Annotated in this window: 9 protein-coding genes, 3 tRNA genes and 1 riboswitch; of the genes, 10 read left to right on the forward strand and 2 right to left on the reverse strand. The window is 62.6% G+C overall.

All coding sequences use genetic code 11. The annotated features are described in order from the left end of the window. The first annotated feature begins 2 nt into the window (after positions 1–2). Entirely contained in the window at positions 3–293 is a 291-nt protein-coding gene (locus LT40_RS01110; RefSeq protein ID WP_043185377.1) for a hypothetical protein, read from the forward strand. A 27-nt stretch (positions 294–320) separates the two neighbouring features. Further along, the gene (gene astE, locus LT40_RS01115) at positions 321–1319 is read left to right on the forward strand and encodes a succinylglutamate desuccinylase (protein WP_043185378.1); all 999 of its coding nucleotides are present in this window, start codon (positions 321–323) and stop codon (positions 1317–1319) included. A gap of 3 nt (positions 1320–1322) precedes the next feature. Here the strand turns inward: astE and LT40_RS01120 are convergent, their stop codons facing one another. Beyond that, positions 1323–1826, reverse strand: coding sequence for a 6,7-dimethyl-8-ribityllumazine synthase (locus LT40_RS01120; protein ID WP_043185386.1), 504 nt, complete (start codon positions 1824–1826; stop codon positions 1323–1325). Between the two features lie 105 nt (positions 1827–1931). After that, positions 1932–2089: riboswitch (FMN riboswitch) on the reverse strand. Between the two features lie 139 nt (positions 2090–2228). Between LT40_RS01120 and ltaE the strand changes: the two genes are divergently transcribed. From ltaE to mgtE, 8 genes are all read left to right on the forward strand, one after another. After that, complete coding sequence (gene ltaE / locus LT40_RS01125; RefSeq protein WP_043185387.1) at positions 2229–3233, forward strand: low-specificity L-threonine aldolase; 1005 nt, start codon at positions 2229–2231, stop codon at positions 3231–3233. Positions 3234–3378: 145 nt separating this feature from the next. Further along, on the forward strand, positions 3379–6003 hold the full coding sequence (gene alaS, locus LT40_RS01130; RefSeq protein WP_043185388.1) for an alanine--tRNA ligase: 2625 nt from the start codon (positions 3379–3381) through the stop codon (positions 6001–6003). Between the two features lie 87 nt (positions 6004–6090). After that, positions 6091–7323, forward strand: coding sequence for an aspartate kinase (locus tag LT40_RS01135; RefSeq protein WP_043185392.1), 1233 nt, complete (start codon positions 6091–6093; stop codon positions 7321–7323). Between the two features lie 134 nt (positions 7324–7457). Continuing rightward, positions 7458–7646, forward strand: coding sequence for a carbon storage regulator CsrA (csrA, locus tag LT40_RS01140; protein ID WP_043185394.1), 189 nt, complete (start codon positions 7458–7460; stop codon positions 7644–7646). A gap of 62 nt (positions 7647–7708) precedes the next feature. Next, positions 7709–7799: transfer RNA gene (locus tag LT40_RS01145), tRNA-Ser, on the forward strand. Positions 7800–7905: 106 nt separating this feature from the next. Continuing rightward, a tRNA-Arg gene (locus tag LT40_RS01150) sits at positions 7906–7982 on the forward strand. Positions 7983–8058: 76 nt separating this feature from the next. Further along, positions 8059–8135, forward strand: a tRNA-Arg gene (locus LT40_RS01155). 731 nt (positions 8136–8866) lie between these two features. Next, positions 8867–10315, forward strand: a complete 1449-nt coding sequence (gene mgtE, locus LT40_RS01165; RefSeq protein WP_043185399.1) for a magnesium transporter — start codon at positions 8867–8869, stop codon at positions 10313–10315. Positions 10316–10405: 90 nt separating this feature from the next. Here mgtE and LT40_RS01170 read toward each other — a convergent pair whose 3' ends face one another. Continuing rightward, positions 10406–15697, reverse strand: a complete 5292-nt coding sequence (locus LT40_RS01170) for a dermonecrotic toxin domain-containing protein (RefSeq protein WP_043185402.1) — start codon at positions 15695–15697, stop codon at positions 10406–10408. Between the last annotated feature and the right edge of the window lie 50 nt (positions 15698–15747).

Raw genomic sequence — 15747 nt, forward strand, 5'->3', positions numbered from 1 at the left:
GTATGTCCGACGCCCTGCGCTTGATTCTCGAAGACACCGACGGCACCCAACTGGAAACCTCCTGCACGCGCTTCTGCGTGGTCTGGCAAGGTAAGGAAGTCTGGATCCAGCACGATGGCCGCGGCCAGTTGCTGATCGGCGTCGATGTGGAAGAAGGCGATGCCGAATACGCCAACCTTCTGCTGCGGCCCCTGGCGACCAACCTGGTCAGCCTGCAGCTGGAAATGGAACCGGCCGATGCCGGTGCCGAGGAAGAAGACGGCCACGTTCACGGTCCGGACTGCAACCACTAAAACTTCATCCTTCAGGGACGCCGCCCCATGCTCGCTCTTGGCAAACTGCTCGAATTGACCTTGGCCGGCCACGAGCCGGCGCAGAAGATCCAGCTGACGACCGGCGGCGTTTGCCTGCGCTGGTTGGGGGAAGGCGCCCTTGAGGTGCGTCCCTCGGCAGCGACGGACAGTGGCCTCGACCTGCTACTGTCGGCGGGTGTGCACGGCAATGAAACCGCGCCCATCGAACTGCTCGACAGCCTGCTGCAGGCCATCGCCCGGGGCCAGCTGGTCCCCCGCGCACGCATCCTGTTCCTGTTCGGTAATCCCGAGGCGATGCGCCGCGGCGCTCGCTACATCGAGCGCGACGTCAATCGGCTATTCAACGGCCGACACACGGCGGTCAGCGGCAATGAAGCGCTGCGTGCCTGCGAACTGGAGCGCCTGGCCACGACTTTCTTCAGCCTGCCGCAACGCACGCGCCTGCATTACGATCTGCACACTGCCATCCGTGGCTCACGGATCGAGCAATTTGCCCTGTATCCTTGGAAGCAGGGCCGCGAGTATTCCCGGCAAGAGCTGGTGCGCCTGCAGGCGGCAGGCATGCGCGCCGTGTTGTTGCAGAACAAGCCTTCGATCACGTTCAGCGCGTTCACCTACGAGCAGCTCGACGCCGAAGCCTTCACCCTGGAGCTGGGCAAGGCCAGGCCGTTCGGGCAGAACGCCGAGGTCGACCTGAGTCGTCTGGAGACCAGCCTGCGGCAGTTGATCGAAGGGGTCGAGACGGACCTCGAGCAGCCACTGGATCAGTTGGCGCTGTTTTCGGTCTCGCGCGAAGTCATCAAGCACACCGATGCCTTCCGCCTGCACCTGGATGACGACATCGAGAACTTCACCGAATTGGACCAAGGCTACCTGTTGGCCGAGGACGATCGCCAGCAGCGCTGGGTCGTGGAAGAGCAGGGCGCGCGGATCATCTTTCCCAACCCCAAGGTTGCCAATGGCCTGCGCGCCGGCATTCTCATCGTGCCGACGCCGCAGGCCTGAGGCTCAGGCGCTTTTCTGTTGCTGCTGCAGGCGACGCAGCGCGCGTACTTTCTGCACGGTGTCGGCCACGGTGCGCGCGGCTTCCGCGCCCTTGTGCAGGAAGTGGTTGAAGAAGTAGGTGCGATGCTGCTCGCCATCGTGGAAGTGATGCGGGGTCAGTACCACCGAGAATACCGGCACTTCGGTTTCCAGCTGCACTTGCATCAGCGCGCTGACCACTGACTGGGCGACGAACTCGTGACGGTAGATACCGCCGTCGACCACCAGGGCCGCGCCGACCACGGCGGCATAGCGGCCGCTCTTGGCCAGCAGCTTGGCGTGCAGCGGGATTTCGAAGGCGCCGCCGACTTCATAGAAGTCGATGTCGGCTTCCTGATAGCCCAGTGCGCGCATTTCTTCGACGAAGCCCTTGCGGCTCTGGTCGACAATATCCTTGTGCCAGCAAGCCTGGACGAAAGCGATCCGATCGTGGGTGTGGCTCTTGCTATCAATTGCAGTGGGTTGCATCGGTTCATTCCTGTTCGAGAAAAAAACAGGGCATGTGGATCGAAGGGGATCTGTGGGTACATGCGCATGGCACGGCCCTGCGTTGGCCTTTTGAAGGTGTCGCAATCCCGTTCTCTCTTCATCCGGACTATGACCGTCGGCCCCGGGATCACACCGGGTCTGCTGACCTTGCAGGCCGTTGCCGACTTGCAAGCGCTCGCGGGCTCGACGCATTGCGCGCCATCACCGCCGGTGGGGAGTTGCACCCCGCCCTGAGAACGTTCGCCACCCCATGGGGCAGCGCGAGTTTTGTAACATACTTGCGGACGCGCTGAACAGCGGCCCGGACAATTGTTTCACCAAGGCTTGATTCATGGCCGCGCAACCCGCAGTAATAGAGGCTGACACGAACCCGAGGCCATCATGTCCATCATCGACCTGCGCAGTGACACCGTTACTCAGCCCACGCCCGGCATGCTCGCGGCCATGCACGCAGCACCGACCGGCGATGATGTCTATGGCGAAGACCCGACGGTCAACCGCCTCGAAGCCGAGCTGGCAACCCGTCTGGGTTTCCAGGCCGGGTTGTTCGTGCCCAGCGGCACCATGAGCAACCTGCTCGCCCTCATGGCCCACTGCGAGCGTGGCGAGGAATACATCGTCGGTCAGCAGGCGCACACCTACAAATACGAAGGCGGCGGGGCTGCCGTGCTCGGTTCGATCCAGCCCCAGCCATTGGAATTCCAGGCCGACGGCACGCTGGACCTGGACCAGGTCAAAGCGGCGATCAAGCCCGACGATTTCCATTTCGCCCGCACCCGTCTGCTGGCCCTGGAAAACACCATGCAAGGCAAGGTGTTGCCCTTGTCCTACCTTGCCCAGGCGCGTGACTTCACCCGCGAAAACGGCCTGCAACTGCACCTGGACGGCGCTCGTTTGTACAACGCGGCGGTCAAGCTGGGCGTTCCGGCCGGTGAAATCACTCAGTATTTCGATTCGGTCTCGGTGTGCCTGTCCAAGGGCCTGGGCGCGCCGGTCGGTTCGGTGCTGTGCGGCACCAAGGCCTACATCGCCAAGGCGCGGCGCCTGCGCAAGATGGTCGGCGGCGGCATGCGTCAGGCTGGAATTCTGGCAGCAGCCGGGCTCTATGCGCTGGATCACCAGGTGCAGCGCCTGGAACAGGACCATGCTCACGCTGCCCAGCTCGCCGAGGGCCTGCAGGCTCAGGGTTACACCGTCGAGCCGGTACAGACCAACATGGTCTACGTGCAGCTGAACACGCGCGCCAGTGAGTTCAAGGCATTCGCGGCCGCCCGTGGCGTCACCGTGACGGCCGCGCCCCGGCTGCGGATGGTCACTCATCTGGATGTCGATGCGGCGCAGGTCGAGCAGGTGGTCGGTGTATTCGCCGATTTCGCGCGCAGCTGAACGCTTTGCTGTCCAATTGAGTGGACCAATCGTATAAACACACTGTACCCAGGCCGCAGGGCCTATATAATGCGGCCCTTTGCCGTCGCATCGCCTGCCGGGCGTGCGCACTGGCCTCTGGCCGCAGCCTGTCGTGGAAGAACCTATGAAAAGCGCAGAAATCCGTGAAGCCTTCCTTCGCTTCTTCGAGGAGCAAGGCCATACCCGAGTCGCCTCCAGCTCCCTGATCCCGGGCAACGACCCGACCCTGCTGTTCACCAACGCGGGGATGAACCAGTTCAAGGACTGCTTCCTGGGCCAGGAGAAGCGCGCCTACACCCGTGCCGTGAGCAGCCAGAAATGCGTACGCGCCGGTGGCAAGCACAACGACCTGGAAAACGTCGGCTACACCGCCCGCCACCACACCTTCTTCGAGATGCTGGGCAACTTCAGCTTCGGCGACTATTTCAAGCGTGACGCGATCACCTATGCCTGGACGTTCCTGACGTCCGAGCTGTGGCTGAACCTGCCCAAGGAAAAACTCTGGGTCACGGTCTACGCCAGCGACGACGAAGCCTACGATATCTGGACCAAGGAAATCGGCGTGCCGGCCGAGCGCATGGTTCGCATCGGCGACAACAAGGGCGCTCCCTATGCGTCCGACAACTTCTGGACCATGGGCGATACCGGCCCCTGCGGTCCCTGCACCGAGATCTTCTACGATCACGGCGCCGACATCTGGGGTGGCCCGCCCGGCTCGCCCGAGGAAGACGGCGATCGCTACATCGAGATCTGGAACAACGTGTTCATGCAGTTCAACCGCACCGCCGATGGTGTTCTGCACCCGTTGCCGGCGCCGTCGGTGGACACCGGCATGGGCCTGGAGCGGGTCAGCGCGGTCCTGCAGCATGTCAATTCCAACTACGAGATCGACCTGTTCCAGAGCCTGCTCGAAGCGTCGGCCAGCGCCATCGGCTGCGCCAACGAGGGCCAGGCCTCGCTCAAGGTCGTGGCCGACCACATCCGTTCCTGCGGCTTCCTGATCGCCGACGGCGTGCTGCCGTCCAACGAAGGCCGTGGCTACGTGCTGCGCCGCATCATTCGTCGGGCCTGCCGGCATGGCAACAAGTTGGGTGCCCAGGACAGCTTCTTCTACCAGATCGTCGCCGCGCTGGTCGCGGAGATGGGCGATGCCTTCCCGGAACTCAAGGGTCAGCAGGCGCACATCGAGCGTGTGCTCAAGGCCGAGGAAGAGCAGTTCGCCAAGACCCTGGAGCAGGGCCTGAAGATCCTCGAACAGGATCTGGCCGAGCTCAAGGGCAGCGTCGTGCCGGGTGATGTGGTGTTCAAGCTCTACGACACCTACGGCTTCCCGATGGACCTGACCGGCGACATCGCCCGCGAGCGCGAGTTGACCCTGGACGAGGCGGGCTTCGAGCGCGAAATGAACGCGCAGCGCGAGCGCGCCCGTTCGGCCAGCTCGTTCGGCATGGACTACAACAGCCTGATCAAGGTCGATGTACCCACCGTGTTCCTGGGCTACGACGCCAATCACGGCAATGGCAAGGTCATTGCGCTGTACAAGGACGGTGTCGCGGTCGACGTATTGAAAGAGGGCGAGGAGGGCGTGGTCATCCTCGACCAGACGCCGTTCTACGGCGAATCCGGGGGCCAGGTCGGTGACCGTGGCTACCTGCTGGCCGGCGGTTCGCGCTTCGACGTGCGCGACACCACCAAGACCAGCGGCGCCTTTGTGCACCACGGCGTGGCCGTGCTCAGCGACCTGGCGGTCGGTGTCGAAGTCAGTGCCGTGGTCGACGAAACCCTGCAGCGGGCCACCGGCCTGAACCACTCCGCGACCCACTTGCTGCACGCGGCCCTGCGCCAGGTGCTGGGCGATCACGTGCAGCAGAAGGGCTCGCTGGTCGACAGCCAGCGCCTGCGCTTCGACTTCAGCCACTTCGAGGCGATCAAGCCCGAGCAGATCAAGGCGCTGGAAGACATCGTCAACGCCGAGATCCGCAAGAACACCCCGGTGCAGACCGAAGTGATGCCGATCGACGAGGCCCGCAAGAAGGGCGCCATGGCGCTGTTCGGCGAGAAATACGGCGACACCGTGCGCGTGCTGACCATGGGCGGCGATTTCTCGGTGGAACTGTGCGGCGGCATCCATGCCAAGCGCACCGGCGACATCGGCCTGCTGAAAATCACCAGCGAAGGTGGCGTGGCTTCAGGCGTGCGCCGTATCGAAGCGGTCACCGGCGCGACTGCGCTGAACTACCTGAACCAGGCCGAAGAGCAGCTCAAGGAGGCCGCGCAGCTGGTCAAGGGCAGCCGCGACAACCTGATCGACAAGCTCTCGGCAGTCCTCGAGCGCAACCGTGCCCTGGAAAAGCAGCTGGAACAGTTGCAGGCCAAGGCCGCCAGTGCCGCTGGCGACGATTTGTCCGCCTCGGCGGTCGAGGTCAAGGGCGTGAAGGTGCTGGCTGCGCGCATCGACGGTCAGGACGGCAAGGCGCTGTTGGCGCTGGTCGACCAGTTGAAGAACAAGCTGGGCCAGGCCGTGATCCTGCTCGGCGGCGTGCACGAAGACAAGGTCGTGCTGGTGTCCGGCGTGACCAAGGACCTGACGACCCGGCTCAAGGCCGGCGACCTGATGAAACAGGCCGCAACGGCCGTTGGTGGCAAGGGCGGCGGTCGTCCGGACATGGCCCAGGGCGGCGGCGTCGATGCCGGTGCCCTGGATGCGGCACTGGCCCTGGCCGTGCCGTTCGTGGAACACGCGAACTGATTCAACCCTCGCCAGGGCCCGTGCTGTCCACGACGGGTCCGGTGTTGTACTTAATGGGCGCCCGTCACGGGCTGAGGCGGCTTTGAAATGGCTTTGATCGTACAGAAATTTGGCGGCACCTCGGTGGGCACTGTCGAGCGTATCGAACAGGTTGCCGACAAGGTGAAGAAATTCCACGATGCCGGCGATGACCTGGTGGTCGTGCTGTCGGCCATGAGTGGCGAGACCAATCGCCTGATTTCACTGGCCAAGCAGATCAGCGACCAACCGGTCCCTCGCGAGCTGGACGTCATCGTCTCCACGGGCGAGCAGGTCACCATCGCACTACTGGCCATGGCCCTGATCAAGCGCGGCGTGGATGCGGTGTCGTACACCGGCAATCAGGTGCGCATTCTTACCGACAGCGCGCACAACAAGGCGCGCATCCTGCAAATCGACGACCAGAAGATTCGCGCCGACCTCAAGGCCGGCCGAGTGGTCGTGGTGGCAGGTTTCCAGGGGGTCGACGAAAGCGGCAATATCACCACCCTGGGCCGCGGCGGTTCGGACACCACCGGCGTCGCCCTCGCGGCTGCGCTGAAGGCCGACGAGTGCCAGATCTACACCGACGTCGACGGCGTCTACACCACCGACCCCCGTGTGGTGGCCCAGGCCCAGCGCCTGGACAAGATCACCTTCGAGGAAATGCTGGAAATGGCCAGCCTCGGTTCCAAGGTGCTGCAAATTCGCGCGGTGGAATTCGCCGGCAAATACAACGTCCCGCTGCGCGTCCTGCACAGCTTTCAGGAGGGGCCGGGCACCCTCATTACCATTGACGAAGAGGAATCCATGGAACAGCCGATCATTTCCGGCATCGCCTTCAACCGCGATGAAGCCAAGCTGACCATCCGTGGCGTGCCAGACACCCCCGGCGTGGCCTTCAAGATCCTCGGCCCGATCAGCGCGGCGAATATCGAAGTCGACATGATCGTGCAGAACGTTTCTCACGATAACACCACCGATTTCACCTTCACCGTACACCGCAACGACTATCAGGCGGCCCTGGCCGTGCTGGAGCAGACGGCGAGCGAGATCGGTGCGCGGCAGGTGGTGGGCGATACCAAGATCGCCAAGGTGTCGATCGTCGGTGTCGGCATGCGCTCGCACGCGGGCGTGGCCAGCCGCATGTTCGAGGCCCTGGCCAAGGAAAGCATCAACATCCAGATGATCTCCACGTCCGAAATCAAGGTTTCGGTGGTCATCGAAGAGAAGTATCTGGAGTTGGCCGTGCGCGCGCTGCACACGGCCTTCGAGCTCGATGCCGCCCGACAGGGTGATTGACAGGTAGTGAGAGAAGGGCGCGGCTATCACCGCGCCCTTTTTGTTTTCGGGCTATGTCCGTGGCTTCCCACCACGGGTGCGTGCCCTTTTTGCAGACTGTGTTGTCCCTGAAATGAAAGCGTAAGGAGAAAGGTATGCTGATTCTGACTCGCCGGTGCGCGGAAAGCCTGATCATTGGCGACGGTGAAATCACCATTACGGTACTCGGTGTGAAAGGTGGCCAGGTACGAATCGGGGTGAATGCACCCAAGGAAGTAGCCGTCCACCGTGAGGAAATCTACCTGCGGATCAAGAACGAGAAGGACGACGAACCAAGCCATTAATTTTTATCGTTTTTTATGTTTGCAAACGGGGAAGAAGCTGGTTAATATACGCCCCGTGTTGCGGAGAGCTGGCCGAGTGGCCGAAGGCGCTCCCCTGCTAAGGGAGTACACCTCAAAAGGGTGTCGGGGGTTCGAATCCCCCGTTCTCCGCCATTATTTGCGTAGTACGTTGAACCTGGCTTTTTCTGTAAGTTGTTGAAATTACTGAAAAAAGTGCTTTACAAAAGAATTCGACGGCCTATAATGCGCGGCAACAAATGCACTCGTAGCTCAGCTGGATAGAGTACTCGGCTACGAACCGAGCGGTCACAGGTTCGAATCCTGTCGAGTGCACCAATCAAGAAGCTGTTTTCAGCAATGTCTGCGGCTTCTGCTTCAACCAGTGGTAACCTGGTCCAACAAACTGCCAACTGCACTCGTAGCTCAGCTGGATAGAGTACTCGGCTACGAACCGAGCGGTCACAGGTTCGAATCCTGTCGAGTGCACCATACAAGTGAAAAGCCCGCATTTATTGCGGGCTTTTTGCTTTCTGCGTTTTGGGTTTCTTGATGGGCAGCGTCTGCTCCCCAGCCAGATACCTGGGCGTTCTCCTTTTCTTCGAACGACTGGCTTTTTTCGGTGCCTTCAGTAGCGGCCTGGATGGCGCTGCCGACGGAGTGCGCGTCCCGTCCTTGACGATGGTCACCGGCAAGGGGCGAGGCGCAGCCTTGCGCGCCATGGGCTTTCTGCCGGATGAGGGGTTCAGCGCTCGCTGATAGACCCACGGCTGGGTTTCGGGGCAGTTCGAGTGAGTGAACGTGATATGGCCTTGGGGGCCTTGGCAACGCTGCACCACGGCGGCATTGGCCGAGTGTGCCGCCAAAGCCAGCAGCAGGAGCGTGGAGAAGGGTCTGTGCACCGTGTTCGTCCTTGGTTGCGGTTGTGTCGCCTTGCAGACTAGCCACCACGGTTGCCGGACGCATTGTGCTTTGTTTACCGAATGCGTCGTTCCACCTCCGGTGCTGCGCAATTGCCTGCGCTGCACGCAAGCATTTGTTTCACCCTGATTTTTTCACTATGAATCCGTACAAGTTGTGTATGATTGCGCCCGTCAGCCCCGCCGGGGCTTTGGAAAACCTCCATGGACTTACCCAGTAGTTACTCATTGAAGCTGTATACCAATCAAGAATCGACTGATTGATTCTCCCGGCGTGCCCACTGCTGGGAGTGGAGTTCGCCTATGTCTGAAGTAGAAGCAAAAAAAACGCAGGAAAGCCTGCAGGATCGCCTGGCCCAGGTCATCGACCTGTTGCAGCGCCAGCGCATCGTCGAAAGCCTGGCTCATCGCCAGGAAGGTCAGCACAACGAGCTGGTCGAAAACCTGGTTCACCGGCAGAACCTGGTCGAGCTGCAACGCAAGCTCGACGATCTTCACTCCGCCGACGTCGCCTATATCCTCGAAGCCTTGCCCCTGGAAGAACGTCTGACGGTCTGGCAGTTGGTCAAGGCCGAGCGCGATGGCGATATCCTGCTTGAAGTCTCCGATTCGGTGCGTGAAACGCTGCTCGCCGACATGGACGACCACGAAATTCTCGCCGCAGCCAAGGAAATGGACGCCGACGAGCTCGCCGACCTGGCTTCCGAACTGCCGCGCGACGTGGTTCACGAGCTCATGGAAACCCTGGATGCACAGCAGCGCGAGCGCGTGCGTTCGGCCCTGAGCTACGAGGACGAGCAGGTCGGGGCCTTGATGGACTTCGAGATGGTCACCATCCGCGAAGACGTCAGCCTGGAAGTGGTGCTGCGCTACCTGCGCCGACTCAAGGAACTACCTGGCCACACCGACAAGCTGTTCGTGGTCGATTCGGACGGCATTCTCAAGGGTGTACTGCCGATCAAGCGGCTGCTGGTCAACGATCCGGATAAACAGGTGGCCGATGTCATGGCCAGCGATACGGTGAGTTTCCACCCTGACGAAGATGGCTACGAAGCTGCACAGGCGTTCGAGCGTTACGACTTGATCTCGGCCCCCGTGGTCGACAAGCATGGCAAGCTGATTGGCCGTTTGACCATCGACGTGATGGTCGACCTGATTCGTGAGGAAAGCGAAAGCGAAGCGTTGCGCACGGCCGGTCTGCGCGAAGAAGAAGACATCTTTGCCTCCGTCTGGCGTTCGCTGCGCAACCGCTGGTCGTGGCTGGCAATCAACCTGATCACTGCCTTCATGGCCTCGCGGGTGATCGGTCTGTTCGAAGGCTCGATCGAAAAACTGGTGGCCTTGGCGGCCTTGATGCCGATCGTGGCCGGTATCGGCGGCAACTCCGGCAACCAGACCATCACCATGATCGTACGCGCCATGGCGCTGGACCAGGTCAGCCACGGCAACGGCAATACCAAGCGGCTGATGCGTAAGGAATTGGGCGTTGCGCTGGTCAACGGCGTGGTCTGGGGTGGTGTGATCGGGGTCGTGGCGTATCTGTTGTACGGCAGCTGGTCGCTGGGCGTGGTGATGACGGCGGCGATGACCTTGAACCTGCTGCTCGCTGCGTTCATGGGCGTGTCGATCCCCATGGCCCTGGCCCGGTTCGGGCGCGACCCGGCGATGGGCGCCAGCGTGATGATCACCGCTGTCACCGACAGTGGCGGCTTCTTCATCTTCCTGGGCCTGGCCACGCTGTTCTTGATGTAGTCCAACACCCCGTCGCCGGACCGCCGGACCGCCGGACCGCCGGATAGACATCCGGCGACGGGGTAGGACTCTTGTTTTCATCCCTTCGATTTACGCCTGCACCCCCTCGAAGTGTTTCTTGGCCAACGGCTTGCCGATAGGCCCGCGCCAGATGCGTTGCGCCTCGGGGCCGTGCTCCTTTTGCCAGCGCAAGCCGAGCATGCGTTGCTCCGGGCGCTTGATGTGCGCCTTGTCGAATTGCTCGAAGGCGGCCCGTTCCCGGCCATAGTGGAAGTGGGCATACCACAGCGAAACGGGCGGCTGGACGCTGATATCGCGAATCACGTACTCCTGAAGAAAATCGGCTTCGGCGCGTGCGGTACCGATGGGGATGCGATCTCCCACCTTGACGATGTCCACTTGGCGCTGCTCCAGAAGATAGTCCAGGTACCCTTCGGTTGGCGTCTGGCTGCTCATCGCCTGTCGGATACGCAGGGCTCGACCTTTGGCCCGCAGCTCCTCGGCACGCACGCGCAGACGTTGTACCAGCTCATTCGAGGGTTGCTGCTGCTCGATGGCTGCGGCGCGCAATTCCAGTTGTTTGCCCTGGTTGACCATCAGGTCTTGCAGGTTCGCCGGCGCCTCGCCCGGCACTGCATAACTTTCCACTCGGCGTTCATGGGCAGCGCTGGCATCCAGCCATTTTCGACCTTCGGCGAGCAGTTCGGCCAGGGGCTGCGAAGGCCCTGGCTGCGGCGCGTCCTGCAGGCGCCATTGGCCGCCTGCGCGTCGGTAGGTTTCAAGCCTGCCGCCGGTGCCTGTAAGGGTGAATATCTGCTCGCCGTCTGCCTTGCGGCTTTCCTCGCCGATGAAAAAGTCATGCTCGTGGGTTTCGAACACCCGGCGGGTGGCAGAGCCAGGCTGCTTGGGCTTGCGGGAGACGCTACTCAGGTGCGGCATGGTTTTGTCCACGTGGTCGATGAGCCGATCCAGGGACTGGATGAGCCGCTCGAACGCCTCGGGGTCGAAGCGATCCGGGCGGTTGCGTATCCAGGTGTTCAGCTGCTTGCGGTAGTCGACATAGATCTGTCGTGAACTGAGCAGCACGCTTTGCCGGTCGCGCAACCCGGCCGTGGTCTCCGACAAGCGCAAGTGACTTTCCAGACCGTGGTGAAAGCGGTTGCGCATGGCCTGGGTATCGAGCAGGTGGAACATGTCCGAGATTTTGCTGACGTCTGCGGTTTCGTGTGCCAACTGAGTCAGGTTCGAGGCGCGGGCAATCTCCAGGTCAGCTGCACCCACAGCGTCCAACACCTCACGCAGGTGGGCACGATCGCTGCGCAGGGTGACCCGATCGGCCCACGTTCGTGCGTGCTGCAGGCGCTGCTCCATAAAACCGTATTGCTGATCCAGGGTCAGGCGTGTGCGACGCTGTTCGAGCATTTGCGAAAGAGGCAGATCGAACAGCTCGCCGGGCGCGCGGGGCTGGTTGAGCGTTTCGGTCAGCTCGTTGATCCAGCGTCCGGCCAGTTTGGCCTGGTTGATCCTACGGCCAGCGACGATGTAGGCCACTTCGCTCTGGAACTGCTTGTTACGCCTGAGAAAGTCGCGAGACACATGCACCTCATGTTCCTGCAGCAGCACGTACAGCGCTTCGGCCCGCTCGATGTCACTGGCGCAGGCCGCTTCGGCACTGGGGCGCCGCTGTGGGTCGGCAGCATGTTCCATGATCAACGATTCATTAAGGTTCAACTGCTCGCGCAGTACCTTGTTTCCATGCTCGATACTGCTGGAGAGTTCGAAGTGGCGACGGTACTGGCGATCCACCAGCCAGCGCGGCAGGCGCTCGCGGATGGCGGCAGGCCAGAGCGGTTGCAGGCCATCGGCGGCGCGATGGCCCAGGTAGCCCAGGACGCCACCGCCGCCGGCCAGGCCGTCCTTGATCAGCGTGCCATACAGCGCACCGTGGGTTTGCCAGCGCCCGGTCGGATCCAGGGCGATGGGCTGGGCATAGCTCTTGCTGGCGGTGCCGTGCAGGCGCCAGGTCTGCGGGCTGGAGTGAAGGGTGACACGGTAGGGCTGACCGTCGCGCAGGATGAAATCGCCGTCGGCATGGCGATAGACAGCACGGTACAGACCCTGGGTGGCCGGTTTCAGCTCGCTCAGGTCCAATGGCAACCTGTATTGATAGCCGGCAAAGGGGTTCGAGCCGCCGGCCATGGCTTGTTTCGTCGCGACGGGTGCACCTGCGCGCCGTGCCAGCATCGACCACTGGCGACCGCGGGTCAGCAACCCGCCGCCGGGCGCGGACACAGCCCCGGGCACGATATCGATGGCCGCATCGATCAGTGCCGCGAGCATGGCTTCGAGCTGGTTCAGCCCTTCACCGAACGCACCGGTGCGCAGTGCGCCGACTGCGGCGTTGGCGGCTGCCCAGGCGTCATACAAGGCCAGTGCAGTGCCCACGAACGGTAGCATGCCGAACGCCATTTTCAGGTAGTCGAACACATTGCCGTGGGACAGTGCCGCCTGCTCCAGGTACAGGGCATCGTTGCTGCGGCCACGCCGACGTTGGGCTTCGATGAGTTGACCCATGTACGCATCGAGCAGGTGGCTGGCCATCGAGGTCGTGGCCGGCCACGGGTGGCCGACGCCGATCAGCCCGTCGAACCGACGCAGCCCTGCCTGCTCGATGCGGGCCTTGTGGCTGGCGGGGCTGCCGCTAATCGCTCGATTGGCCAGGTAGTCGACCACCTTGCCGTCCAGGGTCAAGTCGAATAGTCCCAGGCGTGCGGCCGCAAGGCTGGGGTATTCGCGCAGGCAGCGATGGTCGGGAGCGTCCGGCAGGTAGAGCAGGGTCTGGCCGCCGTTGCGGTCGTGAACGAAGGTCACGCCGGACAGGGTGGTGGGGCGGTCGTCGGTATCGCGGCCGCCGACCATCAGGCGCGCCGGCAGCAACTGCACATCGCGGCCATCCGATTTGAAAGCTGCGGCGTTGCTGGCATCGGTGGCGAGCACTGCCAGGCGGTAACCGCTGGCACTGATCCGGCCTTGGTGCCGGGCGTATTCACTCTGTAGGTGCAACATCAGACGCACGGGTTCGAGCAGGCATTCGCGTTGATGGGCGTTGGCGTACGGGTGCTGGCTGGCACTGCCGAGAAAGGCCTGGCGAATCTTGTCTTCACAGGCTTGTGCAAGGTTGAGGTCGGTGACTGTTTTGCGCACATAGCTCAGGTCGATACCGGCCAACACCCGCCCACGTTGTTCGGCGTCGGCGCCGGTTACCTGAACGCGCATGAAGCCCAGGCGCTGCAGCAGGTCGGCATCGATATTGTGCTGGGCCAGGTTGGCGAGCGGCCAAGACGTCCACGTGGGGCCGGCTGTGGCCGTGGTCTGCTGCGGTGTGCCCGGCGCGCCGGAACCGGCCACCGGGTGTTTGCGCTGGATGAGTCGGTCGGGAATGTCGATCAGTACATCCACCCCATCGGTCAGCTTGAAATCGCTTTGCAGCCGTTGCTGAAGCCGTGCGTTGGCAAACTGCCCCAGGTCCGGGAGGTCGCGTTCCAGTTGCGAGTTGGAGGCGCGCGCCGCGCGGATGTAATCGCTGATCAACGACTTCAGGCGCTGACGATCGTCCATTCCAAGTGCCTTCAACCAACTCGGCGAGCCAGCGGTCAGGCTTTCACTGAAGCCTTCCTGGGCCAGCTGCACGTAGGCCCTGTCGCGCGCGGCATGAGCGGGCACCAGCAGGTGCTCGTAGGTCTGCGCCGTCAGTTGCTGCAAGCTTTCCAGACGCTCTCGCGAATGGGTGGCCGAGGGCAGACGCTCGATGAGTCCGCTGGCCTGTTCCTCGCAAGCGTGCAGTTGACCCTGAAGGCCGTGGTCGAAGAAATCTCCGGTGATGGGGGACAGTTGCAAGGCAACGGTGTCGGTGTCGGCGCTCAGCCGAAACAGCGTGCGTTTGAGGTGAGCCAGCGATTCGAACGGCTCCAGACCACCGCCTAGCCCTGGCCAATAGGCCAGAACGAAACCTTCACCTGCCAGGGCATTCGCCGGCATGAATGCGACCACGCCGTGCAATTGCTGAACCTGAGTCGTGCTGGCGGCGTCGCTCGCGCGGGTGAAGGAAAGTGACACTGCGCAGGCGATGCCGTGTTCGGCTTTGCGCTTGCTGGCTTGAGGATTCGACAGCATCGCCTGCATCAACTGCACTTGAGGAAGGCTTAACAGGCCCAGCGCTTCCTGCAGGGCGACTTCGGCGCGCACGCCGTCCAAGCGTGCCTGGTACAGGGCCGAATAGTGCGCATTGGGCAGATATCGCAAGCGATACAGATCTTCCAGCTTGTCGGCCGCCAACAGACCGGCTGCAGCCTGTGAAGCGCGCGTCTGGGCATGGGTCAAGGCCGCGAACAGGGCTTTCAGACGCACCCACCCAGGGCTGTCGGTGCCTGCCCGCAGGTCGTCTGCGAGCAGGTTCAGCATTGCCTGATGCTGACGCTTGAGTTCGGCCCAGCGATGGCTCTGTGGAATGTCCGGACTCAGGCTGCCGAACGCTGCAAAATTGTCGGCGTTTTCTGTCGGCTCAGGCGTCTGGAAGGCGGGCAGGGTGGCGAAGGGCACCTGGCATGGGGGCTGGCGGGTTGCCGTGGTGGCTGCGCAGGCCTCCTCGCCATTGCAGGGCGTGGATGCGCGCGCGGCTTCCAGGTACCCATGGCGGCAATGGCTCAGCCACTGCTTGCAGGCACTGGAAAGTCGTGCGGTTTGGTAGCTCAGTTCGACGGCCGTATCGACGGGCAGCGTTGTGCTTTGAAACACGCCAGAGCGGTTGCGCAACAGGTCGGTCTGCAACGCCTGGCGATCGGCGAAGGCCCGCAGCGCCGGGTTCTGCGTGGGTAGATAGAGCAGTTGCGCAGCGCTGTCTGCCGTTATGACCAAGGCGCCGACTGCCCTCAGCTTGGTACCTTCGCCAGGCTTCAGCGCAACCGTCTCGACCAGGACCGGTTGCGTTTCGCTGTCGCCAGCGCCTTCGAGCAGCCTCAGCAGCGGCAGCAGTTGGGCGTGGGTCAGTTGGCCATGGTAGTAGGCCAGCTGCGCAGCCGCTTGCAGGTGATCGAGAAACGACTGTTCGGCTGCAACGCGACGCGAGGCTGACGTGTGCGGCGCACGGCCGTTCCAATAGTTGATCCAGCGCTGTTTGTGCTGCTCTTCGAGCGTCTGTTCGGCCAGTGCAGCAGGCGGCGGCAGAGGATCGATCGCACGCGGTACTTGCGCCAGCAGCGCCTGCAGGCGTGTACGTGCGCGCTCCCAGAGCAGTGAGCCTTCCTGCACCAGGTTGTCATGGCGCATCGGGTAGGCACGGTACGGCAGGGGGCGTGAAACGAAGAGGGTATTGGCATCGCTCATGTAGGCGGTTTCCTGATGTCGAGGCGATGACCGAAAGGGTCGTCGCCCGG

Source organism: Pseudomonas rhizosphaerae, assembly GCF_000761155.1.
GTDB classification, from domain to species: Bacteria; Pseudomonadota; Gammaproteobacteria; order Pseudomonadales; family Pseudomonadaceae; genus Aquipseudomonas; species Aquipseudomonas rhizosphaerae.

Excerpts from the sequence above, each read along its gene's own strand:
- LT40_RS01110 (WP_043185377.1), top strand. The coding sequence starts at position 3 with ATGTCCGACGCCCTGCGCTTGATTCTCGAAGACACCGACGGCACCCAA.
- astE (WP_043185378.1), top strand. The coding sequence starts at position 321 with ATGCTCGCTCTTGGCAAACTGCTCGAATTGACCTTGGCCGGCCACGAG.
- LT40_RS01120 (WP_043185386.1), bottom strand. The coding sequence starts at position 1,826 with ATGCAACCCACTGCAATTGATAGCAAGAGCCACACCCACGATCGGATC.
- ltaE (WP_043185387.1), top strand. The coding sequence starts at position 2,229 with ATGTCCATCATCGACCTGCGCAGTGACACCGTTACTCAGCCCACGCCC.
- alaS (WP_043185388.1), top strand. The coding sequence starts at position 3,379 with ATGAAAAGCGCAGAAATCCGTGAAGCCTTCCTTCGCTTCTTCGAGGAG.
- LT40_RS01135 (WP_043185392.1), top strand. The coding sequence starts at position 6,091 with ATGGCTTTGATCGTACAGAAATTTGGCGGCACCTCGGTGGGCACTGTC.
- csrA (WP_043185394.1), top strand. The coding sequence starts at position 7,458 with ATGCTGATTCTGACTCGCCGGTGCGCGGAAAGCCTGATCATTGGCGAC.
- mgtE (WP_043185399.1), top strand. The coding sequence starts at position 8,867 with ATGTCTGAAGTAGAAGCAAAAAAAACGCAGGAAAGCCTGCAGGATCGC.
- LT40_RS01170 (WP_043185402.1), bottom strand. The coding sequence starts at position 15,697 with ATGAGCGATGCCAATACCCTCTTCGTTTCACGCCCCCTGCCGTACCGT.